Below are 24555 nucleotides of genomic sequence, written 5' to 3' on the forward strand. Positions count from 1 at the left end.
CCATGCCGAACTCAGCAGTGAAACCGCTCAGCGCCGATGGTAGTGTGGGGTCTCCCCATGTGAGAGTAGGTCATCGTCAGGCACCTATTCAGAAAAACCCCCGAACTCTTTGAGTTCGGGGGTTTTTGCGTTTCAGCGCCACGGCCGGGCTGCTAGAATCGTCGCTCATTTGATTCTGCGGTGCGATCATGCATGCCAGTTCCCGTTCCATCGACACCAATCAGTCAGGTCCTCACGAGGGTCTGACCGGACGGGTGACGCGTGCGCTGGAAAATCCGCTACGCAAACCGATAGCCGAGCATACCCAGGCAGCCTTCCAGGAGGCCCGGACATGGCTGGCTGCCCGTTCGGAGATGCCGTTGATCCTAGATGCCGGCTGTGGGGTGGGGCTCTCTACTCGCCGTCTGGCGGCAAGTTTCCCGGACCATGCGGTGATTGGCGTGGATCGCAGCAGAGATCGCCTGAGCCGTGAACACGGCCCGCTGCCCGACAATGCCCTGCTAGTTCGTGCTGACCTGGTGGACTTCTGGCGCCTGGCACTAGCGGACGGCTGGCGGCCCGCTCGCCACTATCTGCTCTATCCCAACCCTTACCCGAAGTCGGCCCATCTCAAGATGCGCTGGCAGGGGCATCCGGTCCTGCCGGTGATACTGGCTCTGGGAGGGCATTTGGAGCTTCGCTCCAACTGGCGGCTCTATGTGGAGGAGTTCGCCCTGGCCGTGGCCCAGGCGACGGGACACGAGGCCCAGGTGGCAATCCATGAGCCGAATGGGAAGCCCCTGACTCCCTTCGAGCAGAAGTACCACGTCAGCGGCCAGACGCTGTGGAAGCTCGTGGTCCAATTGCCCCATGATCCCGACCTGGTGGCCCGGGAAGGAGGCGCGTGATGGTCTTTGTCTATCTGGCGGTGGCCATCGTGGCCGAGGTAGTCGCCACCAGTGCACTCAAGGCGACCGAGGGCTTTACCCGGCTGTGGCCAAGCTTGCTGGTGATGGTTGGCTATGCGCTAGCTTTCTATATGCTTTCACTGGTGCTGCGGACGATGCCGGTGGGCATCGTCTACGCCATCTGGGCAGGGCTGGGCATTGTCCTGGTCGCCGTGGTTGGGCTGGTGGTTTATGGCCAGCGTCCCGACCTGCCGGCGGTGATCGGCATTGGCCTGATTGTGGCAGGAGTGCTGACCATCCAGTTGTTCTCGTCGATTTCCACGCACTGATCCTTCAACTCGCCCCAATCTGTGGTGCTGCCATGCGCTATCGTCTGTCGAAGCTGCTTCTTTTTACACTCTGTCTCCTGTCTCTGACCGTTCAGGCATCGGGCTTCGCCCAGCTGGGGCGTCTGGCCGATAAGGGTTTTCTAATCAGCGCCGAGGCGCGCCTGATCGATGGGGATGAGACGCTCGGCTCGATCGAGCCGGAACGCCAGCTCTCGCCGGCTTCGGTGACCAAGGCTTACCTGGCGGCGGCGGCGCTGGATCGGTGGGGCCCCCAGCATCGATTCACCACTCAGTTGGTCAGCTCGGCGAGCCCGGACGCTGAGGGCCTGCTGAGGGGAGACCTGATTCTCGACGGCGGCGGTGACCCCGCACTGACGACCGAGGATCTATGGCGCTTGGTGCAGCGGCTGCACCAAGCCGGGGTGCGCATGGTGGAGGGTAGGCTACTGGTCAGTCAGTGGCGCTTCGGTCCAGTCGAGTGCATCACCACCGACAGATGCCAGGCGCGCGAGCGTTCCGCCAACGCCTACAGCGCGCTACTCTCCTCGGCGGGGGTCAACTACGGCAGCTGGTGTATCAGCGTGGCCCCAGGCGCAGCCCCGGGAGACCCTTCCCGAGTGACTGGCTGCGACAGCCAGGCGGCTATACTGCGCATCGACAATCGGGTGAAGACGCGCCCTGACAATAGCGGTACCGAGCTGCGAGCAGAGCGAGTCACCCGCGAGGGCCATGACGTCATGGTGCTGAGTGGCCAGATCTCCACCAATGCACGTCCTCGGGACATCTATCGGGCGAGCTCTGACCCCGCCGACCAGATGGCCATGACGCTGTTGGCCATGCTCGACCAGGCCGGCATCGCGGTGCGGGATGGTGCCGACACCACCCAGGCCGAGCCGCCTGCAGGGGCCCGCACCCTGGCCGCGGTGGACGGCAAGCCGCTACAGGAGCTGCTGCTGCGGGTGATGAACTATTCCAACAACTTCATGGCCGATACCCTTGCCCTGAACCTGGTCGAGACGCCCCGCGCCGACCTGCGACTGGGCGGGCTGGCCATCGAGGAGTTCGTGGCAGGCATTCCCGACCACGGTCCGGTGACCCTGTTCAGCGGCAGCGGCCTGACCACAGAAAACCGGACGTCGGCCAGGGGAGCCAATGCGCTGCTGGCCAGCATGTTCCATCGTCCGTCGCTGTTTCCAAGCTTCGTTGTCACCCTGCAGTCTCCCAGCAATGGCGTGATGCGCTTCATCCGCCGGGGATCATCCACCTTCCAGCACCACGTCATGCTCAAGACAGGCACCCTCAATCAGCCGGTGGCCGTGCGCGCTGTCAGCGGCTACTTTCGCACCCGCAGCGGTCGCTGGGGCGTGTTTACCGCGCTGGTGAACGGCAACGGCAGTACACCCTACCTGAGCTGGTCGGATGTGCTGGACCCGCTGGCCGTGGATCTCGAGCGCATGATCGATACCCATTGAGCAGTCTGACCTACCCCCTGAGGAACTCGCGATGAAACCCGGACATACCGGCTTGCGGCACCTTGTGCACTCTACCCGCTATTCCCTCAAGGGGCTCAGGGCCGCATGGCGCCACGAGTCGGCCTTCCGCCAGGAGCTGGTCCTTTGCGTGCTGCTACTGCCGCTGGCCTGGTGGATTGGGGAGGGCCCGGTTGAGTGGATCCTGCTGATGGCTAGCTGCCTCATGGTGCTGGTGGTGGAACTGATCAATAGCGCCATCGAGAGCGTGGTGGACCGCATCGGCCCCGAGCATCATGAGCTCTCCGGGCGCGCCAAGGATCTCGGCTCCGCCGCAGTCATGGTGTCGCTGGCCCTGGTCGGGCTTACCTGGTTGCTGCTTGCTGGACAGAAACTGCTCGGCTGACTATTCCGCCATCGTGCCGGGTGCCCATGGGGCCTGGGCTTCGCTATGCTGGGGGCGTTCGCCACACCCCGATGCGAGACCGCCCATGCCGCTGCCTGATGACTTCCTGCCGTTGATCGACATTCCTGAGCCTCTCAAGGCGCCGCTTGCGCGTATTCGTGAGCGTCTGGTCGAGGCCCTGGCCCAGGCCGACAATCTGGCCGACATGACCGGTCGGGAGTCGCCGCTGGAAGACTGGCAGGGGCTCTCCTTATTTCGCCGTGAGCAACTGGCCCGGGTGCTGGCGATATCCGAGTTCGTCGCCGAGACCCTGGTGCGCTATCCGGAGTGGCTATTTCATCTGGACGCCAACGGTGAACTGGACGCTACCCCCGATGCCGAGAGCCTGCGCAACTGGCTCGAGGAGCGCCTGGAGTCTGCCGAGGACGAGGCGGCCATGCAGGCGGCCATTCGTCGCTTTCGTCGCGCGCGCATGGTCGGCATTGTATGGCGCGATCTTACCCGTCCCGAGGGCATTGATATGTGGGCCACCACGGCGGCGGTGTCGCGCCTGGCAGAGACCTGTCTCGAAGTGGCCTTGGGCTGGCTGGAACGCTTCCTTGAGCCGCGCTGGGGCCGGCCTGGCGTGCGTCGGGACGGCAGCGAGCAGCGCCTGGTAGTGCTGGGCATGGGCAAACTGGGTGCCGGCGAGCTCAACCTCTCTTCCGACATCGACCTGATTTTCGCCTTCCCCGAGAACGGTGAGACAGAAGGGGGGCGCAAGTCCCTGGAGCATCAGGAGTACTTCACCAAGCTGGGACAGCGGTTGATCGGCGCCCTGGACGCGGTGACCGCCGATGGCTTCGCTTTCCGAGTCGACATGCGCCTGCGCCCGCTGGGCGACGGTGGGCCCCTTGTGGGCAGCTTCTCGTCCCTGGCAGGCTACTATCAGGACCAGGGTCGGGAGTGGGAGCGCTATGCCATGCTCAAGGCGCGCCCGGTGGCCGGCGATCTCGGCGCCGGCGCTGAACTGCTGGCCAGCCTACGACCCTTCGTGTATCGCCGCTATCTGGACTTCGGCGCCATCGAGTCGCTGCGAGAGCTCAAGGCGATGATCAACCGTGAGGTGCGTCGCAAGGGATTGGAGGGCAACATCAAGCTTGGTCCCGGCGGCATCCGTGAGGTGGAGTTCGTGGTGCAGGCCTTCCAGCTGATCCGCGGTGGCCGCGACACCGAGTTGCAGGTGACTTCGCTCAAGACTGCCCTGGAGCGCCTGCCCGAGCTCGGCCTGCTGCCCATTGAAGTTGTCGAGGAGCTCACCCCCGACTACGCGTTCCTGCGCGATCTCGAGCACGCCCTTCAGGCCCTGGAGGATCGCCAGACCCAAAGCCTGCCAGAGGGTGACCTGGACCGCGAGCGAGTCGCCCTGGCGCTGGATATGGAGGACTGGCCGGCGCTGATGGCCCGGCTCGACGAGGTGCGTGCCAGGGTCCGCCAGCACTTCGATGCGGTGATCGCCGACCCCGAAGAGGAGGTGGAGGAGGCGTCTCAGGAATCCGCTGGCGGCATCGCCATGGAGCAGTGGCGAGCACTGTGGCGTGGTGAACTCGATGAAACGGAAGTGGCCGAGCTCCTTGAGGAGGCCGGCTTCGACGACCCCGCAGCGGCAGCCCGGCGGCTGCACGGGCTTTACCACTCGCGTCAGGTTCAGGGCATGCAGCGTATCGGCTTCGAGCGGCTGGAGGCGCTGATACCCATGTTGCTGGATGCCGTGGTCGACAGCGAGATGCCGGATAAGTCGCTCGAGCGCGTATTGCCGTTGATTGAGTCAGTGCTGCGGCGCACCGCCTATTTGGCGCTTCTGCGCGAAAATCCTGACGCCCTGGGTCATTTGATGACGCTCTGCTCGGCGAGCCCATGGATCGCCGAACAGTTGGCCCGCTACCCGATCCTGCTCGATGAGCTGCTGACACCGGAGACCCTCTACACACCCGCCGACAAGACGCTTCTGGCCGACGAGCTGCGCCAGACCCTGGCACGCCTGCCAGAAGATGACGAAGAGGCCCAGCTCGAGGCGCTGCGGGTCTTCAAGCACGCCCAGGTATTGCATGTGGCGGCTTCCGACATCGCCGGGACCCGTCATCTGATGAAGGTGAGCGACTATCTCACCTACATTGCAGAGGTGATCCTCGAGGCAGTGCTGGCCATGGCCTGGAAGCACCTGACGCGCAAGCACGGCATGCCGGAACTGGCCGATGGTAGCCGAGCCGATGTCGAGCCGGCCTTTCTTGTGGTCGGCTACGGCAAATTGGGAGGCATCGAACTCGGGTACGGCTCGGACCTGGATCTGGTGTTTATTCACGACGGCGCCACCCAGGGCAGTACCGATGGCAAGCGCCCGCTGGACAACGGGGTCTTCTTCACCCGCCTGGGTCAGCGCATCATCCACCTGCTTACCGCGGTGACGCCCGCCGGCACGCTCTATGAAGTGGACATGCGGCTGCGCCCCTCAGGTAACTCTGGGCTGCTGGTCAGTTCGCTGACGGCGTTTGCCGACTACCAGCGTCGCGATGCCTGGACCTGGGAGCATCAGGCTCTGGTGCGTGCCCGTGTGGTAACTGGCCACCCCCGCCTGGCGAAGGGATTCCAGAATATCCGCGGCGAGATTCTCGGTCGCGAACGAGACAGGGAGGCGCTTCGTGAAGAGGTGGTCAAGATGCGCCACAAGATGCGTGACCACCTGGGGGGCAAGAGCAAGGAGGGAGAATTCGACCTCAAGCACGACCCGGGCGGCATGGTGGATATCGAGTTCCTGTGCCAGTACGCGGTACTGGCGATGAGCCAGGAGACGCAGGAACTGCTGCAGTGGAGCGATAATATGCGCATTCTCGAGACCCTGGAAACCACTGAGCGCCTTCCGGCCAAGGAGTGCCAGCGCCTGCGAGACGCCTATCTGGCCTTGCGCAGCGCCGCCCATCGCGCCTCGCTGACACGCGAGCCCTCTCGAGGGCGCAATGATGCCTTCGAGAATCACCGCCGGGTAGTGATCGAGACCTGGCAAAGGCTTCTGGAGTCGCCGACGTCGTGACTCGCGGCATGTGATTGCCCATAGCATTAGGCTACTGAGCTGCCGTACCTTTTTCCACGATAGTTGCCCCGACCGTCTCGACGGGCGGGGCTTTCTCCTTCATGCACGCCACTCAAACGCCGCATCAAAAATAACCAGAATGGCTATTTCTCATCTGCAGCATCGTTGCGGCGACATCCTCCTAGCCCATAAGCTTCATTCACACTGACTGGTAGCGGACCCAGTCAGCTAAGCAACTCGATATTGCTATTACAAAAAGCTATAACAACAAGCCATTGCAACAAGCTATTACAAAAAAGGTGACAACATGTTCTATAAGACAGCGCTAGCAACCAGTGTCATATTGATTTCCTCCGGTTTTGCCCATGCTGAAACGACTTATCGTATCGGCATCACCCAGAATAACGTCGGTGTCGACAGTTACCAGACCACCTATGAAAGCGCTTTCGAAGAAGCGTCGGAAAGAAATAGTAATGTTGAAACTGTCGTGCTGGATGCCGGTGGCGACGTGGCGCGTCAGATCGGCCAGATGCAGGATCTGATACAGCAGCAAGTGGACGCCATCATCATATGGCCGACCAATGGTCAAGCGGTCATCCCCGCCATTCGTCAGGCGCACAATGCTGGCATCCCCGTAGTGGTAACCAACTCAAAGATCGCCGAGGCAGGGCTTGAGTTCATTGCCGCCTTTTCCGGTCCGGACAACGTTCAGCAAGGCATCTCCTCTGCCGAAATGATGTGTGATGCCCTGGGTGGTGAGGGCCAGATCGTACAGATTTCCGGCCAGCCGGGTTATACCACCGCGATGGAACGTGCGACTGGCTTCGAGGAGCGACTGGCTGAGCTCTGTCCGGATGTTGAGTTGATGGAAACCCAGCCGGGTAACTGGAACCGAGAGCGCGCCCAGCGCGTCATGGAAGACTTCATGACGAAATATGACCGAATTGATGGCGTCTATTCCGGTGACGACAACATGGGCGTCGGTGCCTTGAACGCTGCCAAAGGCGCCGGAAGGGCCGGGGATATCATCTTCATCGGGGCGACCAACTTTGCCGTCGGCTATGAGGCCATCGAAAGAGGTGAATACTACGGCTCAATCTATCAGTCTCCTGTGGACGATGCAGAAGCTGCCCTGCGAACAGCATTGGATGTTCTGGATGGCAAGGAAGTTCCCAAGATGAACTTCTTCGAGACTCCCAAGATCACGGCTGAAAATATCGATCAATTCGATAAGCCTGTCTTCTGACGTTTTACTAAGCATTGCTTCCGATATTATCGAAGCAAGTTTCGTCAATCCGTCTTGCTTTTCGCGCCGGTGATTTGGCTCCGGGCCCCGGCGCGAAAAACAGAAGAAGATTTTCTTGTTAAACCGGTGTTTCTTTTGTGGCCGTGATCCAATGACTTGCCTTTGTGATAGCAGGGCATGTTCACTGGTACATCACAAAAGTCTTCATGGTTTATGGCAAGGCGATATCCAGACAGGTGAGTGACATGGCTTCTGCAGAACAAGGCAATAGAAATAAGGGCTTGATCGCAGGAAGAGTAAGCAAGGCCGGGCTGATGAGTTTTCTATCTGCCCAAGGTATCTTGATATTCTTTCTTATTGGTATGTTCGTATTTTCTCTCTTTTCCGAACAGTTCCTTTCCCAGTCAAATATCATGACGGTTGTTCGGCAGGCGTCGATCATCGGAATTATCGCCGTGGGCGTAACCGTGGTCATCATCGGTGGGAACCTGGATCTGTCCGTGGGTTCAATGCTGTCATTTTCCACCGTCTTGGTCGTCGACTTGCATGACAAAATTGGTCCGACGAATGCCATCATTCTGATGTTCGCGTTGACGCTGTTGATCGGCGCTGTCAACGGCTTTCTAATCGGTTTTATGCGCTTGAACTCGCTGATTGTCACCTTGGCGATGCTTTCGGCCATTCAGGGCCTGGTGCTCATCTATAGCGGGGGGCAGAACGTCGATGTTGCCAACCAAAGCAATACCTGGTTCGCCTTTTTCGGGCGAGGCTATGTGGCAGGCATTGCTGTTCCAATACTGATCTTCGGTGTGCTGGCAATCATCGTTCAGTGCGTCATTTCCTATACCAGTTACGGCAGACGTATATTTGCCGTAGGCGGAAATCCTGTGGCAGCCGTCTATTCCGGGATACGCAAGAACTGGTGCGTTTTCAGTACCTACCTGATTTCTGCTTTCTGCGTTGCCTGTGCTGCTCTTGTTCTTGGGTCCCGAGTGATGGGTTCACAGAATAATGTCGGGCAGGGGTATGAGTTGCTTGTGCTCGCCGGGATTATTTTAGGTGGTACCAGCCTGCTGGGTGGCGCCGGAAGTATCTGGAAAACGGTGATCGGTGTGCTGATCCTGGGGTTCATACAGAATGGCCTGCTACTGATGGGTTACCCCTATTACACCCAGTGGCTGGTTACCTGGGTGATTATCATCCTTGCGGTGTGGCTGGATCTTGCCAACAAGCGCAAGCGCCTGCTTACCACTCATTCATAAAGGGTGAACAACATGTTGGATATGAAGAGTTTTTTAAAGGGTAGCGGTTTCATACAGCCGATTTGGGTGTTTGTCGTCGCCCTGATCATTTTTTTCAGCTTCATGTCGGAATATTTTCTTTCCGTTGGAAATATTACAAATATTCTGGTTCAGACGTCGACCATAGGGCTGATTGCGCTGGGCATGACCTATGTGATGATCAATGGAAATATCGATCTTTCCGTAGGGGCTACACTGGGTCTTGCGGCATCTCTGGCCGTCGGCCTTCAGGACTACGGCATCACATTGGCCGTCATAGTTGCTCTCGTCGCGGGTCTTGTGCTGGGTGCCATTAATGGTCTGATCGTCTGGAAAACGGGTGTCAATGCCTTCATCGTCACCTTGGGAGCAATGATTGGTATCCGTGGATTGATCTTCGTCTACACCCAGGAACAGTCCTTTTACGCTACCAATTTTGCCTATTCTGATTTCGGCACAAGCTCGATCGGTCCGATCCCGGTCTTGGCCATTATTTTCCTGGTCTGCACGTTGATCATGCATCTGGTGTTGAAAAAAACCGGGCATGGTCGCAACACCTTCGCCGTTGGCGGAAATACCGAGGCGGCACTGGATGCTGGCATTAGAATTGGTCGCCACATGATGATCAATTTCATGATCGTCGGTTTCTTTGCGGCTCTCGCCGGTGTCCTTCTGTCAACCCAGATGGGAGCAGCCACACCCAACCTCGGTCGCGATTATGAGCTCTGGACCATCACGGCCGTCGTACTCGGCGGTACCAAACTGGCGGGAGGGTACGGCAGTATCACTGGCACCCTGGGTGGCGTTCTGGCCATCGGTATCCTCAGGAACGGTATGAACCTGATGCAGGTGCCGGCCTTCTATGTCCTGGTGATTCTCGGGGTCATCCTGATTTCCGTGCTGATCATCGACCAGAAGCTCAATGTCCATTCCAGCAAGGGGGTCCGCATATGAGCACTGCCACCGTGAGCCACCATTCAGTCAAGCATTCGCATGACTCAACACCAGTGCTCTCATTGGTCGACATAACCAAGAGATTTCCAGGCGTTGTGGCGCTTAACAAGGTTAACTTTGATGTTAGGGCCGGGGAGGTCCACGCATTGCTGGGTGAGAACGGTGCAGGCAAGTCCACCCTGATGAAGGTGCTGGCTGGCAAGCATCAGCCCAATGGCGGCCAGATCATTCTCGATGGCCAGGAGAAGTCCTTCGAGAACCCCAAGCAGGCAAAAAAGAGCGGCATCGTCCTTATTCATCAGGAACAGTCGCTGGTGCCGGAGATGACGGTGGCCGAGAACATCTACCTTGGTAGCCTGCCTCTCAAGTGGGGAAATCGAGTTGACTGGAAAAAACTGCACGGGGACAGCAGCGAAATCCTTGAGCGACTCAAGTGTACATTTACGTCTCGGGAAATGGTGAGCAATCTTTCCATCGCCAAGAAGCAAATGGTTGAAATCGCGCGCGCTCTGGTTTTTACCCCTAAAGTGGTGGTTTTTGACGAGCCCACGGCCTCTTTGACGGACCATGAAAAGCCGGTTCTTTACGACATCATACAAAATCTGCAGGAGCAGGGTGTTGGTATCGTTTACATCTCTCATCGTATGGACGAGATATTCCATTTGTCCCAGCGAATTTCGGTACTCAGGGACGGCGAATACAACGGCACTCTGAATACCGCCGATACCAACGAGGACGAAGTGACCAAGTTGATGATCGGGCGCAGTCTCGAGTTGGACCACTCAAGCAAGCCGCGAGACTTTAAAGAGAACATGCTCGAGTTGCGCAACCTCACGGTCAATGGCGTTTTCGAAGATGTCAGCTTCAACGTCCGCAAGGGCGAGATCGTCGGCATGTACGGGCTTGTCGGCGCGGGCCGTTCCGAGGTGGCCGAGACCATCTTCGGCCTTCGCACCCCGTCTGCTGGCGAGATCCTCCTCGACGGTAAGGTCGCGTCGATTCGCTCCAGCCACGATGCGGTGGTCGAAGGGATCGCCCTGGTGCCGGAGGATCGCAAGGATCAGGGTCTGATCCTGGGAATGAACTGTCGCGACAACATGACCCTTGCCGGCCTGGGCACCGTGTCGTCCATGGGCTTTATGCAGACGGGGGCCGAGCGGGTCGTCTACGACAAGTACCAGTCCGCCATGAAGATCAAGACGCCCAGTTGGCGTCAGAAGGTCGGCAACCTCAGCGGTGGCAATCAGCAAAAGATCGTGATTGGCAAGTGGCTTCACACCCATCCCAAGCTGCTGATCCTGGACGAGCCGACACGCGGCATCGACGTCGGCTCCAAGGCGGAGATCCATGCATTGATCAAGGAGTTGGCCTGTACCGGCTATGCCGTGCTGGTGATCTCCTCGGAGATGCCCGAAGTGCTGGGTGTCAGCAATCGCATCATCGCCATGTACGACGGCAAGGTGACGGCCGAGTTCGATGGGGACAGCGTCAGCGAGGATGAGCTGGTGCAGGCGATCACCGGAATGGTTAAGCCATCGCCGTCGGCGGCTGTTACCGGCTAGGCGTGTCCGCCGCCACCGCGGCGTCCGACGAGGCGCCGACATGCATCTTCAACGTCTGAGGAAAGATCCATGCAACCCTTTGTCTATAATGGCCTGCCATCTCGGGTGGTGTTCGGCCAGGGGACCCTGTCGGGCCTCGCCGCGGAAGTCGAGCAGCTCGATTGCCGTCGGGCCCTGGTACTTGCCACGCCACAGCAGCAGGAACAGGCACGAAAGGTGCTGGAGCAACTCGGCGATCGCGGCGTGGGTCTGTATACCGAGGCTGCCATGCACACCCCTGTCGAGGTGACAGAGCATGCCATGCGGGTAGTCGAGGAACTGGGAGCCGATTGCACAGTGGCCATTGGTGGCGGTTCGACCATTGGCCTGGGCAAGGCCATCGCACTGCGAACCGGGCTTCCCCAGGTGGTGATCCCTACCACCTATGCAGGCTCTGAAATGACGCCGATCCTTGGCGAGACGCGCGATGGCATCAAGACCACTCAGCGCACCCTGGAGGTGCTGCCCGAGACGGTAATCTATGACGTCGACCTGACGCTCTCGCTGCCCGCCGGGATGTCCGGTACCAGCGGCATCAATGCCATTGCCCATGCGGTAGAAGCGCTCTATGCCCGTGACCGCAATCCGGTGATCTCGCTGATGGCGGAGGAGGGCATTGCCGCGCTGGCCAGGAGTCTGCCGGTGATCGCCGCCGACCCCGGGAATGTCCAGGCGCGCTCCGATGCCCTGTATGGCGCGTGGCTTTGCGGAAGCTGCCTCGGTGCGGTGGGCATGTCACTCCACCATAAACTCTGCCACACCCTTGGGGGGTCCTTCGACCTGCCCCATGCCGAGACCCATACCATCGTGCTGCCCCATGCGGTGGCCTACAACGCCCCGGCGGCCCCCGAGGCGATGATGCGAATTGGCCGTGCGCTGGGCTGCGATGATCCTGCCGCCGGCCTCTTCGACCTGGCCAAGGCGGTAGTTGCCCCCACGGCACTGGAGGAGATCGGTCTGAGGCAAGAGGATGTCGAGCGCGCCGTCGAAATCGCTACCCGAAACCCTTACTGGAACCCCCGTGAGGTTGAAGCCAAGGGCATTCATCGCCTTTTAAGCCACGCCTTGGTCGGTCGCCGGCCATCGAGCGAGGAGGGAACAGATCGATGAAGACACTGCTGACCAACGCCACCGTGGTAACCATGGATCCCGAGCTCGGCGAACTGAGCGGTGGCCAGGTGCTGGTTGAGGACGATCGCATCCTGGCCGTGGGCCATGATCTGCCGTCGAAGGGGGCAGAAGTGGTCGACTGCCGGGGCGGTATTCTGATCCCCGGCCTGGTCAACGCCCACATGCATACCTGGCAGACGGCCCTGCGCGGTGTCGCCGCCAACTGGACGCTGCTCGAATATTTCGGCCACGTGCATCGCGGTCTGGCGACCCTGTTCACCCCTGACGATATTTATATCGCCACTCGCATGGGCGCGCTCAACCAGCTCAACTGCGGTACCACCACTCTGGGTGACTGGTGCCACAACAACCCCACGCCAGAACACACCGATGCGGCAGTGCGGGGACTCAAGGAGTCCGGGATTAGGGCGCTGTTCTTCCATGGCTCGCCCAAGCCGGACCCCAAGCCGGGGCAGCCGCACTTCAGCGAGATTCCCCATCCCCGCAGCGAGGTCGAGCGTTTGCTCAAGGGTGAGCTGGGCAATCCCGACGCCAAGGTAACCCTGGGGATGGCCATCCTGGGCCCACACTATTCCACTCTGGATGTCAGCCTGCAGGATTTTGCGCTGGCCAAGGAGTTCGGCCTGGTGGCTTCCATGCACCAGGGCGGGGGCAAGGCCGTCAGCCCAGGTGGCTGGGACGTGATAGAGGAGCAGGGGCTGCTGGGGCCGGATATCAACATCGTGCATGGCCAGAGCCTGGACGACGGCCAACTGGCCCGTTTCTGCGAGCAGGGCGTGACTTTCTCCATTGCTCCCGAGAACGAGATGACCCAGGGCCATGGCTTCCCGATCACCGGCCACGTTCGCCGCCACGGCGGCGTTGTCTCCCTGGGGGTGGATCTTGAGTCGGTGATTTCCGGGGACATGTTCACGGTCGCACGCATGGCGCTGGGCATGCAGCGCTCTCTGGACAACGATGCCTCACGACGCGAGCAGGGCAGCATTCCCGACACCTCGACCATCCGCACCCGCGAGGCACTGGCGTGGATCACCCGCGATGGCGCGCGCGCCCTGGGTCTGGAGACGCGCATTGGCAGCCTGACGCCTGGCAAGCAGGCCGACATCGTGCTGTTGGACAGCGGCCTGCTGAACATGCAGCCGGTCAGCGACCCGATCTCGACCGTGGTCATGCAGGCGAGTCTCGCCAATGTCGACAGCGTCATGGTGGCGGGTGAATTTCATAAGCGTAATGGCAGGTTGCTGGCGGACGTCGCGGACGGTATCAGCCAGTTGGACGCCTCCGGTCGACGCATCTATGCCGAGCTTCAGTCGCGGCAACAAGAGGAGTCATCACAATGACAACCACCACCAAAGTAGCCTGGATCGGCCTCGGCAAGCTTGGCTTGCCCATGGCGGCCCGGATCGCCGCGGCCGGCTACCCTGTCCAGGGATTTGACCTCAGCGCTGAGCGGATGACACTGGCCGAAGACGCCGGGATCACGTCCCACCGAACACTGGCTTCTTCTGTCGAAGAGTGCCACCTGGTCTTTGTTTCGATTCCGGATGACCGGGCACTGCTGGGCCTGACCCTGGCGCCGGATGGACTGATCGAAGCGATGGCATCGGGCAGCGTGCTGATCGAGACCAGCACCGTCAGCATCGAAGCCTCCGCCAGGGTGGCCGCGGCCGCCGATGCCCGAGGTATCGCCTATCTGCGCAGCCCCGTGTCGGGGAATCCCGTCGCTGCCGAGTCCGGCACCCTGTCGGCCATGGTCTCCGGTCCGCGTGAGGCGCTGGATGATGCCGCGCCGGTGATGAATACCTTCACCAAGGCCCAGTACTGGCTCGGTGATGAGGAGCAGGCACGCTACGCCAAGCTGGCGATCAACCTGATGATCGCGGTAAGCGCGGGGATGATGGGCGAAGCCCTGGCGATGGCCCGCAAGGGCAACATCGGCTGGGAGGCGATGCTGGATCTGATGGCCGATAGCGCCGTGGGTTCGCCGATGGTCAAGTACAAGACCCAGCCGCTGAAGGACCGTGATTTCACCTCCACCTTCTCGGCCGCCCAGATGGCCAAAGACCTGGACCTGATCCTCGGCTGCGCCCACGGAGACGGTGTCGCAGTGCCCCTGGCTGCCCAGATGCGCGAGGCCTACAGCTCCCTGATTGGAACGGGTCACGGTGAGGATGACTACATCGCCACTATCCATCACACCGAGCGCCTTTCCGGGTTGCCGGCCATCGAGAGCGCCTCCGGCGCTAGGGGATGACGACATGCGAAACCTGAATGCAGTGAATATCACGGATGCCGTGATCGAGCAGTTCGCCGGCTGTAGCGACGAGCGGCTGAAGGAGATACTGAACAGCCTGGTGGTCCATCTGCACGGCTTCTTGCGGGAGGTGGAACCCACCGAAGAGGAGTGGACTCAGGCTATCGATTTCCTGACGCGCACCGGCCAGATGTGTGATGACAAGCGTCAGGAGTTCATTCTGCTCTCCGACACCCTTGGCGTGACGATGCTGGTTGATGCCATCAATCATCAGACTTCGGACCCCATGGTGTCGGAAAGCACGGTGCTGGGCCCCTTCTATGTGGCCGACCCGCCCGAAGCCGCCCAGGGCGCGTCGATCGACTGGAACGTTGAGGGAGAGCCCTTCTTCGTGGAGGGGAGGGTGCATGATGGTCGCGGCGAGCCACTGGCCAATGTCGTGATCGATGTCTGGCAATCCGACAGCGAGGGGTTCTACGACGTTCAGAAGGAACTCGAGAGTGCCTCGCTGCGGGCCAGGTTTACCACCGATGACCAGGGGCGCTATGCCTTCTGGACGGTGACTCCCTCACCCTACCCGATTCCCACCGACGGCCCGGTCGGCAAGATGCTGGAAATCACCGGTCGGCATCCCTACCGGCCCGCCCATGTGCACTTCATGCTGATGGCCGAAGGATACGAGACCCTGGTGACCCAGGTCTTTGCCGAGGACGACCCCTATCTCGATTCCGACGCTGTCTTCGGCGTCAAGGACTCACTGGTCAGGGAGTATGAGTTGCTGCCGCCAGGAAAAGCACCGGATGGACGGTCGATGGACGTTCCCTTCCGCCATCTGACATACGACTTCGGCCTCAAGGCGAGCCGCTAGTCCCATTGCAAGACGAAACCATCCAGTAAGACGAAACCATCCAGCAAGACGAAACCATCCAGCAAGAGGAAAGCGACATGACTGCTATCGACAACCATGCGATTGAGACCCTGTTCACCGAGGCGCGCACACACAACGTGTGGACGGATAAGGAGGTCAGCGACGAGAAACTGCGCGAGCTGTATCAAGTGATGCATTTCGGCCCGACCTCCATGAATTGCCAGCCCCTGCGCGTGATATTTCTCAAGAGCGAAGCAGCCAAGGAAAGACTCAAGCCGGCGCTGCTGCCGGGCAATCAGGAAAAGACGATGAAGGCGCCCGTGGTGGCCGTGTTGGGCTATGACACCGAGTTCTATCAGCACCTTCCGAGAATGTTCTCCCACAACAAGGATGCCAAGTCGCTGTTCGAGGGTAAGACCGACTTCATCAATACGACGGCGTTCCGGAACAGTTCCATCCAGGGGGGCTACTTCATCCTTGCCGCTCGTGCGATAGGGCTGAATGCCGGGCCGATGTCCGGCTTCAATAATGCAGCGGTGGATGAGGAGTTCTTCCCCGATGGACGGGTGAAGAGCAACTTCCTTTGTAATCTTGGATATGGCGATGCCTCGGCGTTGTTCCCCCGTCAGGATCGCTTCACGTTCGAGGAGGTCTGCGAAGTCCTCTGATCTTATTGTTGGTGAGATGGCTCTCGAGCAATCCATGAGGCATTCTCCTCATGAAAGGTAATGTCACCCTGTACTTGGGCCGTGATCGCCACGGCCCTTTTTTATATTTGGTCAGAGAACAGAGGCCTGCATGGTGTATGACTGGCAGTTTATTGTATTGATCATCATTGCCGTGCTGATTACAGGCATCTCGAAATCGGGCTTCGCCGGAGGCGTGGGGGTAGTGGCGGTGCCGCTGATTTCGCTGAAAGCCAGCCCGACTTTTGCCGTGGCCGTCATGCTGCCGCTGCTGATCGTGATGGATGTCTTCAGTCTGAAGGCCTGGTGGCGTCACCGCGTGGGATCGGTTCTTTGGCTGATGTTCCCCCCGGCGGTGCTGGGAGTGGCGGTCGGCTACCTGACCTATGGCTTATTCGATGAGGATCTGCTGAAGGTGCTGCTGGGGATATTTTCGATTTTGTTCGGCTTATGGGGTTTGCTCAAGCCCTTCCGAGGGCGTTCCGTGCCGACTTGGGTCGGTGGGCTGAGTGGCGGCATTGCTGGCTTCACAAGTTTCATCGCCCATGCCGGCGGGCCGCCGCTGAATTTTTATCTGCTTCAGCTCCGGCTCACTCGGGAGCAGTTCCTTGCGACGGCAGTGGTCTTCCTGGCTGCCACCAACCTGGTCAAGCTGGTGCCCTATGGCATGCTGGGGCTGCTGAACGTCGAGAACGTCACCGTTGCGCTGTTGCTGATTCCGGTAGCCTGGCTGGGGGTGCGTCTGGGACTGATCATACAGAAGCGGCTGAGCGGTGAGCTCTTCTTCCGAGTCATCCTTTGTCTGCTGATTCTGCTGGGTATCAGGCTTATCGTTGACGGCTGGGGCTAGCTGCGTTGGCGTTACGGGTGCTGACAGGCGCGAGGTAGCGGTCTATCTTGGGGCACCCTTTTGCCCATGACCCGAGGCCAATATGAGCGAGCTTCTAGACGAGAGCCATCCAGAGGGTCCCTATGACAGCCTGTCGCAGATGCCGATGTCGAAGCTCTCCAACACGGAGCTTTCACGCTTCATCGACTTCATAGAGAAGTTCGAGGAGGTGACCGAGGATGGACTCTCAATGAGCCACGGTTACCGGGAGATGCGCATGATGATTCACGTCATGCGTAATCACCTGGCGGGTCGACTCACGACGCCCACGTCGCTGGCGGATGCTTCCGGACTTTCCTATGGCACGGCCAAGCGTGGAATCGAAGGCATCATCAAACGCGGGCTGATTCTTTCCCGGCCCCGGACGAAGTCGGGAAAGACGGTTTCCCTGCATCCTTCTCACGCCATGATTGAGGAGTGGGAGAATTATGCAAACCGTATCAAGGTCTTGTTGGGAGAAACTCTGGGGCTGGACTCCAAATCCGACTCTTCTAGCCGTCTTGTTCTGGAAGAGCCCTATCAGTCGACAAACGTCATATCACCGCCCGCTGTCTTGTCTCAACGTCTCGACCTGAAGGGCGGGCTGCGGGTTCTGATGCATGCAGATCCCACCTTCATGGCGATGCACAACCTCAAGCGGCAGCTCGAAGTGATCTTCGGGGTAAGTGTCAATAACAAAGCTAAGTCGGTTGACAGTCTGCGCGAAGAGATTCTTGCTAACGCGCGTTTCTCTCATTCACATTATGACATCATCACCTGCAACCTTCCCTGGTTTGGGGAGTTGGCATCGCAGGAGATGCTGTTGCCTCTGGATGACTTTATCGATCGTGAGGGATACAACTTATCCGACTTTCATCCTGAAGCTATCCATAGTTCTCGCTATGCGGGAAAGCAGTACGGTATACCGGTTCAGACCTCACCGGAGCTGTTGTGTTACCGCAAGGACATCCTGGAAAGCGCGGGTCTGACGCCACCGACGACCACTGAGCAACTGATCAGAGTGGCCAAGGCGCTCCACAACCCCGGAAAGGGACTCTATGGCATTGCCTGGAATGCTGCCAGGGGAACGCCTTTGGGGCATACTTTTGCGTTTCTGATGGCGAAATTCGGTCAGCCAATCATCAACCTTCAGCGTATCGATGGCGGTTACGCGTTCGAGGGGGCGACGGGCGATCAACTTCGCCCCATGTTCCTGTCGGACGCCGCCTTTCGTGCCTGCGAATATATGCTGGATATATTGAAGTATTCACCCCCCAATATTCTGCAGATGTCTTGGTACGATCGCGCCAGATCCTATTCAACGGGCGAAGTCAGCATGGCCTATTGTTACACCTCGCTCGCTCCACTGTTCGAACTCAACGAAAAATCGCCGGCCTGGCAGAATACCGGCTATCTTCCCCACACCGTCGGCAACCATGGTCGATCCTTCGTTCCCATCGGTGGCTATTCCCTGGCCATTCCGGCGAATCTTTCGGAAGAGCGAGTGGAGGCAGCCTGGGCGGCCATGCGCCATCTTACGTGCCGGAGCATGTCCAAACTCTACATCCTTAACGGGAGCCTGGTAACGTCTCGCTTCAGCGTTAGCCAGGATCCGGAAGTATCGGCGCTGTCGCCGCTGATCGATATCGTGGATGGCATGGTCAGAAAAAACATCCTGCAGTCCTGGCCGCGCCCTCCTGTGCCGGGCATCACTGACCTGACCACCATCGCCGGGAACGAGATCTTCGAGGTGCTCGATGGGCGCCGCTCCATTAAGAAGGCCCTGTCCATGGCTCAGGACAGGGCCGATCGGATGATGCGCGACAGTGGATACTACTGATCCATCTCCCGGGTTGCCGAGGGTATCACTGCATGATCATGCCGCCATCGATCATCAGCAACTGGCCGGTCATATAGTCCGATTCCGCGCTGGCCAGGAAGGAGGCGGTGCCGACCACGTCTTCCGGGTATGAATAGCGCTTCATCAGGATCATCTTCTCGGCAAGCTCGTCCATTGACTGACCCTGCTTATCGAATTTGCCGATGCTGACGAGATCCTTGTCGAGCTGCTCCCAGAGCTCGGTGCGTACTACACCAGGCCCGTAGCCGTTGACGGTGATGTTGTGGTCGACCAGTGCCTTGGCACCACCGTTGATCATGGCCAGCACGGCGTGCTTGCTGCAGGAGTAGGGAACCACATCATCGAAGGCTTGGCGCGACAGGATGGAGCCTACATTGAGAATTTTGTAGGGGCCATTTTCCTTGCCCTGCGCGATCATCTGCTTGGCGGCTTCCTGCATGCCGAGAAGACAGCCCAGCGCATTGACGTCCATGATCTGGTGCCAGTTATCCTCGGTGATATCCAGAAACATCAGTGGTTTGTTGATGCCGGCGTTATTGACCATGACGTTGAGGCTGCCGAAGGCATCGACAGTGGCCTGGACGGCCGCCTTCACCTGGTCTCTCTCGGTCACGTTGAGCTTGACCGCGATGGCTTTGCCGCCATCCCTGCCGTTGATGCGTTTGACGACCTCTTCGCATCCCTCGGTGTTGAGATCGGCAACGCAGACATTGGCGCCCTGCGCGGCATAATGCTCGGCGACAGCGGCACCCATGCCACGTGCGGCACCGGTAATCAGGCAGTTCTTTCCTGCTAAACGAGTCTTATCCATCGGGTCACCTATTGGACTTGTTGACGGTGAATGCATGGCGATATGCCATGCCAATTTGTGGCCCCCTCTTGAGGAGGCTGGTCTTGGCTCTACTGGCCACTCTTGTGCTCCAGGGCTTGCAAGACAGGCGACGGGAGATCCCGTCGTGGTCTTGCTGATCAGCATTGTCGGTAAGGCAGGGAGGGATTCACAGCGTGTGCCGAGTCAAATCTGACCAGATTGGATTTTTCACTATTGAAATACGGTGCTGTGGGACCGTTTCCAGTGAGCGAGATGTCGTTTATGTCTCGCGAGGCCCGCCAATGCCCCTGTTAGCTTGCCTTGCAACACCCAGGGCCGCGACACACAATCGTCCACTACTGGAGAAGCTTGTTGGTTGCTTACTTAAAAATCGGAAAACACGATGTGGGGAACTGCCTGATGAGTCAGCGCAAGATACTGGTCCTGCATGGCCCAAATCTCAACCTGCTGGGCATGCGCCAGCCCGAAATCTACGGTCACGATACCCTCGAAGATATCAACACCGCGCTCTTCGAGCAGGCGTCGCTGGCAGGCTGGGAGATTGCCTGCCGGCAGAGCAATCATGAGGGGCAGCTGATCGACTGGATCCAGGCGGCTCGGCTGGACGGTACCACCGCGATCATCATCAACCCGGCGGCCTACACTCACACCTCGGTGGCAATTCTTGATGCCCTCAACGCCTTCGAAGGCAGAGTGATCGAGGTGCACCTCTCCAACGTGCACAAGCGGGAGAGCTTCCGCCACCACTCCTACGTCTCACTGCGAGCCGACGGGGTGATCGCCGGACTGGGCAGCCAGGGCTATCATGCCGCCCTGGAGGCGGTGATTTGCCAGACAGCCTAGCGACGAGCGTCAGTCGCTGCGGCGCTCGGAGTCCTTGACGGAATAGTCACCTTCCAGCACCTGCTGTTCACGGTGGTTGCCTTCGGGGCTGTGAGTTTCGTGATAGCGGGTTTCGCGGTACTCGGTCCGGTAAGCGTGAGAGCCGTGGCCCACATCTTCGGCCTGGTCGGCGCGCATCTTATCGACGCGTTTCTTCAGTCGGTAGCGCATCAGCGGCATCAACGCCCAGCCCAGCAGCAGTAAGAATAGCCCCAGCACCATGGCGATGATCATCATGGCGCCGAACAGCAGCCAAGCCAGCAACATTTTCAGGCTGCCGAGCAGGCCGCTGCCCTGAGTCTGGCGGGCGCGCTGCTGCCAGGCCTGGGCGGTGCGCCAGGCGGGATTGTCATGAGGGTCTCGGCGGGGGTCCCGCCGGGGGTCTCGGGAATCGGTCATGGTCTCTCCGGTTGGGCGGCGTTCAGCGCCGCTGGACGTGGCGCACGGCCAATGGATGTCCCTTTGAAAGCCGACGAGGCGCTTCGTTCCGAGGATGGATCAGGATGCGGCCAGGCGCCACAGCGCGGCGGTCAGAATGCCGGCGGTGATGGCCGGCAGCGGCTTGCGCAGGGCCAGCATCACCGCTGCCGTAGCGACCAACGCCATGCGGGCGCCGCCGTCGCCGTTCACGGCCATGGGGGTGATCACCGCTACCAGCACCGAGCCGGCCATGGCGTTGATGAAACGCTCGACTCGCGGGCCGATGGGTACCCGGGACATCACGAAGACCCCGCCGGCGCGGGTCAGATAGGTGGCCAACGCCATGATCACAATGGCCAGCAGCACACCGCCGTTGGCGGCAGTCAGCGTCATGGGGTCGCCTCCTTGCGGCTAGGAGGCAGCAGCAGGCCTACCAGGCCGCCGGTCAGTGCCCCGACGATCACGTGGACATGGGGCGGCAGCCAGGCCATCGCGGCCAGGGCGGCCAAGGCAGCAGCGCCCCAGGGCACAAGCACGCTGAGGTCGCGCTTGTCGCCCACCAGCATGGCGAGCAGGAAACAGCCCATAATAGCGTCCAGACCGAATTGCTCAGGGTCGCCGATGCCGCTGCCGAAGGCCACGCCCAGGCCAGTGCCGATCATCCAGGCAGTCCAGAGGGCGAAGCCGCCGCCGACCAGGATGCCCAGCCGTTCCTTTCTGGAGCGGCCGCCCATGGCCATGGCCCAGTTGGCGTCGCTGAGCAGGATCAGGCTGGCGTAGCGCCGGCCGGCGGGCAGGTCGCGAAGGTGAGGGTAGAAGGCGGCGCCCATCAGCAGGTGACGTGCGTTTATTGCCAGGGTGATCGCCACCAGAGGCACCAAAGGAATGGTCTCGCCCCACAGTTCAAGGGTCGCGAACTGTGCGGCCCCGGCGAACACCAGGCCGCTCATCAGCAGCGTCTCAAGACCTGAGAGCCCCTGCTGCAGGGCGGCAACGCCGAAGGCCAGGCCGAAGACAATGACGAACAGGGACAGGGGCGCCATGCGACGAACGCCCTCGGCCAGGTGACCAAGGGTCAGGCGCGAGGTATCGGGCTGAGTCATGAGTGCCACACCTCGCCGACAAGTTGATAGCTCTTCAGGCGATCCGCCAGGGAGAAGACGTCGGTGTTGAGCATCAGCTCGTCGGCGCCAGTCTGGTCGAGGAAGACCTCCAGGCCTTCGCGAACGGTCTCGGGGCCGCCTACGATGGCGGCGCCTAAAAACTGCTGCATTTGCCTCTCTTCCATGGGCGTCATCTCCAGATGCTCCACGGGCGGCTTCGCACAGGTGCGCTGACCACGGATCATGCCCAGAAACTTCTGCTGGGCGGTGGTGGCCAGGTAGTCGGCCATGGCGTCGCTCTCGGCGGCGATCACCGGCAGGCCAACCATAGCGTGGGGCCTGTTGAGTATCTCTGAGGGACGGAAGTTGTCGCGATAGAGTCGCAGCGCTTCGAACAGATAGCCGGGGGCGAACTGGGCGGCGAAGGCGAAGGGTAGACCGAGGCGTGCCGCCAGCTGGGCGCTGAAGCCGCTGGAGCCCAGCAGCCAGATCGGCACCTTCGTGCCCTGGCCGGGAACGGCGCGCACCCGCTGGTTGGGCTGCTCATCGCCGAGAAAGCTCTGCAGTTCCTCGAGACGCTGGGGAAAGTCATCGACGCCCGCGTAGGGGTCTCGACGCATGGCCGCCATGGTGGCGCCGTCGGAGCCCGGTGCGCGCCCCAGGCCCAGGTCGATACGCCCGGGGTAGAGGGTCTCCAGCGTGCCGAACTGCTCGGCGATGACCAGCGGCGGGTGGTTGGGCAGCATGATGCCGCCGCTGCCGACTCGGATGCGCTCGGTGGCACCGGCCACATGGCCGATCAGCACTGCCGTGGCGGCACTGGCAATGCCTTCGATGCTGTGATGTTCGGCGAGCCAGAAGCGGGTGAAGCCCAGTTGTTCCGTGAGCCTTGCCAGGGCCACGCTCTCACGGAAGCTGTCCGCCGCACTGCCACCCTCGCGGATCGGAGCCAGATCGAGAACGGAGAGGGGGGTGTCGGCGAGACGGGGCATGATTCCTCCAGAAAGTTAGCCTGCTGATTAATTCTACCATGCCGGGTGACAAGTCGCCGCGCAATCCCCTCAAGATGGACTGTGCCGCCGCCACTGGCCTGGCGGCGGCACAGGCCGTAAGCTCACGGAACTGGTAAAAATGGATTTCGACCATGTCACTTATGCTCACCGCCCCCGGTCCTCGCCGCGGGGCCACCAAACGGCGTCAGCCCGGACGTCGCAGACGTGTGCCTGGCGGTGCTCGTATCGATCGTTGGCTCGATCGCCTGGTCGACATCGCCGTGATCGTGGCGCTGGTGGTAGGGGGTGTGGCGCTGCTGTTGACGCTGCTGTCGCTCTCACGGGGATGACGTCGATCATGCCAAGCACCTGGCCCAGTGGCGGTCGTCTCCATTGAACGGTTGCTCTACACTCGACACTTTCCCCGCCGGATTGAAGGATAACGCGCCCCATGTTGGGATTCTTGCAGGGATTTTCCTATGGCCTCTTCATGACCTGCCTGCCCTGGCTGTTGGTCGGGCTTTTCAATCCCGCCCTGGCACTTCCGGTGCCGACCCCCGGCCGCTTGCGGGTGATCTTGCGCTATTGCCTGGTGGTCCCCTTTATCAGCATGCTGCTCTGGCTGACCTCCCTGTGGGGCGGTTTCGGCCCGAGCTTAGTCGGCTGGCTGGCAGGCATCGTCGCCATCCCCCTGGCGCTGCCGCTGGAGCGACGTCTGCGTGGTTGGCGGCGTCATCGGCGAGAGCGGCGCCTGCAGGCGCAACGGGAGGCCGAGAGCCGCCAACGCCGGAGTCGTCAGGCGGGTGAAGCCCATGAAGCCGGCGTAGCCGTTCTCGACCCGGCCCGGCCGCCGGTGGACGCCGACCACCTGGTGCTGGCCATGTGCCGTGCCAAGCAGAGCCTTCTCGATGCGCGCCGACCTGACCTGGCCGTTCAGACCGACCGCCTGTACAGCCGCTATTGCCATGTTCTGGCCGTGCTCAGTGGCCGTTTCGACAAGGGTGAACTGGCTTTCGAGCGGGCACGAGGCCTGGTGGCAGAAGTGTGTCTTGGCGCGGTGGATACCCTGAACACCATGGAGTCCCAGGCGCGAGGGGTGGTCAGTGTGGATGGCGACTTCGTGCGGCGTCGGCTGGCGCGGGAAGGCAAACGGTTGAGCGAAGAGGAGCGCGCCGCCCTGTTGCGGCGTCTGGATCTGTTGGTGGAAACCGAGCAGCGGCTGGATTCGCTCTCTGCCAGTATCGAATCGGCGCTGACCGTGCTCGACGATACTGCCGTCGCCATGGCGCAGATCGAGACGGCTCGCCCCCAGGCTTCGGTCACCGCCGAGAAGGCGCTGGAGGATCTGCGCCGCTTCGTCGAGGGCGCCGATCGTTACGCACGCAAGGATTGATCCGGCGGCCGGTGTTGCCGTGATGG

The 24555-nt window shown here is 60.6% G+C and carries 24 protein-coding genes and 1 rRNA gene; 20 read left to right on the plus strand and 5 right to left on the minus strand.

The features are described from left to right. The 17 genes from rrf to ACFODV_RS02865 form a co-directional block, all read left to right on the plus strand. A 5S ribosomal RNA gene (rrf, locus tag ACFODV_RS16790) occupies nt 1-82 on the plus strand; the annotation flags it as partial. Between the two features lie 106 nt (nt 83-188). Then, nucleotides 189-887 carry a tRNA (guanine(46)-N(7))-methyltransferase TrmB gene (gene trmB, locus ACFODV_RS02790; protein ID WP_379754325.1) on the plus strand — a complete coding sequence of 233 codons (699 nt, stop codon included), beginning with the start codon at nt 189-191 and terminating at the stop codon, nt 885-887. Further along, on the plus strand, nt 884-1216 hold the full coding sequence (locus ACFODV_RS02795) for a DMT family transporter (protein WP_379754328.1): 333 nt from the start codon (nt 884-886) through the stop codon (nt 1214-1216). The genes trmB and ACFODV_RS02795 overlap by 4 nt, the downstream gene beginning before the upstream one ends. Nucleotides 1217-1248: 32 nt before the next feature. After that, complete coding sequence (gene dacB, locus ACFODV_RS02800; RefSeq protein ID WP_379754331.1) at nt 1249-2688, plus strand: D-alanyl-D-alanine carboxypeptidase/D-alanyl-D-alanine endopeptidase; 1440 nt, start codon at nt 1249-1251, stop codon at nt 2686-2688. Between the two features lie 31 nt (nt 2689-2719). Beyond that, nucleotides 2720-3091: a diacylglycerol kinase gene (locus ACFODV_RS02805; RefSeq protein WP_379754334.1), complete on the plus strand. Its 372-nt coding sequence runs from the start codon at nt 2720-2722 to the stop codon at nt 3089-3091. 85 nt (nt 3092-3176) lie between these two features. Beyond that, complete coding sequence (gene glnE / locus ACFODV_RS02810; protein WP_379754337.1) at nt 3177-6158, plus strand: bifunctional [glutamate--ammonia ligase]-adenylyl-L-tyrosine phosphorylase/[glutamate--ammonia-ligase] adenylyltransferase; 2982 nt, start codon at nt 3177-3179, stop codon at nt 6156-6158. 307 nt (nt 6159-6465) lie between these two features. Then, nucleotides 6466-7404 carry a sugar ABC transporter substrate-binding protein gene (locus tag ACFODV_RS02815; RefSeq protein WP_379754340.1) on the plus strand — a complete coding sequence of 313 codons (939 nt, stop codon included), beginning with the start codon at nt 6466-6468 and terminating at the stop codon, nt 7402-7404. Nucleotides 7405-7649: 245 nt separating this feature from the next. Then, nucleotides 7650-8666: an ABC transporter permease gene (locus ACFODV_RS02820; RefSeq protein WP_379754343.1), complete on the plus strand. Its 1017-nt coding sequence runs from the start codon at nt 7650-7652 to the stop codon at nt 8664-8666. A 12-nt stretch (nt 8667-8678) separates the two neighbouring features. Continuing rightward, nucleotides 8679-9638, plus strand: a complete 960-nt coding sequence (locus tag ACFODV_RS02825; protein ID WP_379754346.1) for an ABC transporter permease — start codon at nt 8679-8681, stop codon at nt 9636-9638. Beyond that, nucleotides 9635-11200, plus strand: coding sequence for a sugar ABC transporter ATP-binding protein (locus ACFODV_RS02830; protein ID WP_379754349.1), 1566 nt, complete (start codon nt 9635-9637; stop codon nt 11198-11200). The genes ACFODV_RS02825 and ACFODV_RS02830 overlap by 4 nt, the downstream gene beginning before the upstream one ends. 69 nt (nt 11201-11269) lie before the next feature. After that, nucleotides 11270-12349, plus strand: a complete 1080-nt coding sequence (locus tag ACFODV_RS02835) for a maleylacetate reductase (RefSeq protein WP_379754352.1) — start codon at nt 11270-11272, stop codon at nt 12347-12349. Beyond that, nucleotides 12346-13710, plus strand: a complete 1365-nt coding sequence (locus ACFODV_RS02840; RefSeq protein ID WP_379754355.1) for an amidohydrolase family protein — start codon at nt 12346-12348, stop codon at nt 13708-13710. The genes ACFODV_RS02835 and ACFODV_RS02840 overlap by 4 nt, the downstream gene beginning before the upstream one ends. After that, complete coding sequence (locus ACFODV_RS02845; RefSeq protein WP_379754358.1) at nt 13707-14624, plus strand: NAD(P)-dependent oxidoreductase; 918 nt, start codon at nt 13707-13709, stop codon at nt 14622-14624. The genes ACFODV_RS02840 and ACFODV_RS02845 overlap by 4 nt, the downstream gene beginning before the upstream one ends. Before the next feature lie 4 nt (nt 14625-14628). Next, nucleotides 14629-15492, plus strand: coding sequence for an intradiol ring-cleavage dioxygenase (locus ACFODV_RS02850; RefSeq protein WP_379754361.1), 864 nt, complete (start codon nt 14629-14631; stop codon nt 15490-15492). A gap of 77 nt (nt 15493-15569) precedes the next feature. Beyond that, nucleotides 15570-16160, plus strand: a complete 591-nt coding sequence (locus ACFODV_RS02855; RefSeq protein WP_379754364.1) for a malonic semialdehyde reductase — start codon at nt 15570-15572, stop codon at nt 16158-16160. 130 nt (nt 16161-16290) lie between these two features. Beyond that, nucleotides 16291-17028: a sulfite exporter TauE/SafE family protein gene (locus ACFODV_RS02860; protein WP_379754367.1), complete on the plus strand. Its 738-nt coding sequence runs from the start codon at nt 16291-16293 to the stop codon at nt 17026-17028. An 82-nt stretch (nt 17029-17110) separates the two neighbouring features. Beyond that, nucleotides 17111-18886 (plus strand): ABC transporter substrate-binding protein, encoded by a 1776-nt coding sequence (locus tag ACFODV_RS02865; RefSeq protein WP_379754370.1) that lies wholly within the window; start codon nt 17111-17113, stop codon nt 18884-18886. Between the two features lie 25 nt (nt 18887-18911). On the opposite strand, the gene ACFODV_RS02870 is transcribed toward ACFODV_RS02865, so the two are convergent. Continuing rightward, the gene (locus ACFODV_RS02870) at nt 18912-19718 is read right to left on the minus strand and encodes an SDR family NAD(P)-dependent oxidoreductase (RefSeq protein WP_379754373.1); all 807 of its coding nucleotides are present in this window, start codon (nt 19716-19718) and stop codon (nt 18912-18914) included. Nucleotides 19719-20138: 420 nt separating this feature from the next. On the opposite strand from ACFODV_RS02870, the gene aroQ reads away from it, so the two are divergent. Next, nucleotides 20139-20582, plus strand: a complete 444-nt coding sequence (gene aroQ, locus ACFODV_RS02875) for a type II 3-dehydroquinate dehydratase (RefSeq protein WP_379754376.1) — start codon at nt 20139-20141, stop codon at nt 20580-20582. A 9-nt stretch (nt 20583-20591) separates the two neighbouring features. Here aroQ and ACFODV_RS02880 read toward each other — a convergent pair whose 3' ends face one another. The 4 genes from ACFODV_RS02880 to ACFODV_RS02895 all read right to left on the minus strand — a co-directional run bounded on the left by ACFODV_RS02880 (nt 20592) and on the right by ACFODV_RS02895 (nt 23136). Continuing rightward, nucleotides 20592-21020: a hypothetical protein gene (locus tag ACFODV_RS02880; protein ID WP_379754379.1), complete on the minus strand. Its 429-nt coding sequence runs from the start codon at nt 21018-21020 to the stop codon at nt 20592-20594. 99 nt (nt 21021-21119) lie between these two features. Beyond that, nucleotides 21120-21434, minus strand: a complete 315-nt coding sequence (locus ACFODV_RS02885; protein ID WP_379754382.1) for an AzlD family protein — start codon at nt 21432-21434, stop codon at nt 21120-21122. Next, a complete protein-coding gene (locus ACFODV_RS02890; RefSeq protein ID WP_379754385.1) occupies nt 21431-22144 on the minus strand; it encodes an AzlC family ABC transporter permease in 714 nt (237 codons plus the stop codon). The genes ACFODV_RS02885 and ACFODV_RS02890 overlap by 4 nt, the downstream gene beginning before the upstream one ends. Further along, nucleotides 22141-23136 carry an LLM class flavin-dependent oxidoreductase gene (locus tag ACFODV_RS02895; protein ID WP_379754388.1) on the minus strand — a complete coding sequence of 332 codons (996 nt, stop codon included), beginning with the start codon at nt 23134-23136 and terminating at the stop codon, nt 22141-22143. The genes ACFODV_RS02890 and ACFODV_RS02895 overlap by 4 nt, the downstream gene beginning before the upstream one ends. A 152-nt stretch (nt 23137-23288) precedes the next feature. On the opposite strand from ACFODV_RS02895, the gene ACFODV_RS02900 reads away from it, so the two are divergent. Continuing rightward, nucleotides 23289-23486 (plus strand): hypothetical protein, encoded by a 198-nt coding sequence (locus ACFODV_RS02900; RefSeq protein ID WP_379754391.1) that lies wholly within the window; start codon nt 23289-23291, stop codon nt 23484-23486. Between the two features lie 101 nt (nt 23487-23587). After that, nucleotides 23588-24529, plus strand: a complete 942-nt coding sequence (locus ACFODV_RS02905) for a cobyrinic acid a,c-diamide synthase (protein WP_379754394.1) — start codon at nt 23588-23590, stop codon at nt 24527-24529. Nucleotides 24530-24555 lie beyond the last annotated feature (26 nt).

Origin of the sequence: Halomonas tibetensis, from assembly GCF_042643535.1 — a bacterium.
Classification (GTDB): domain Bacteria; phylum Pseudomonadota; class Gammaproteobacteria; order Pseudomonadales; family Halomonadaceae; genus Halomonas; species Halomonas tibetensis.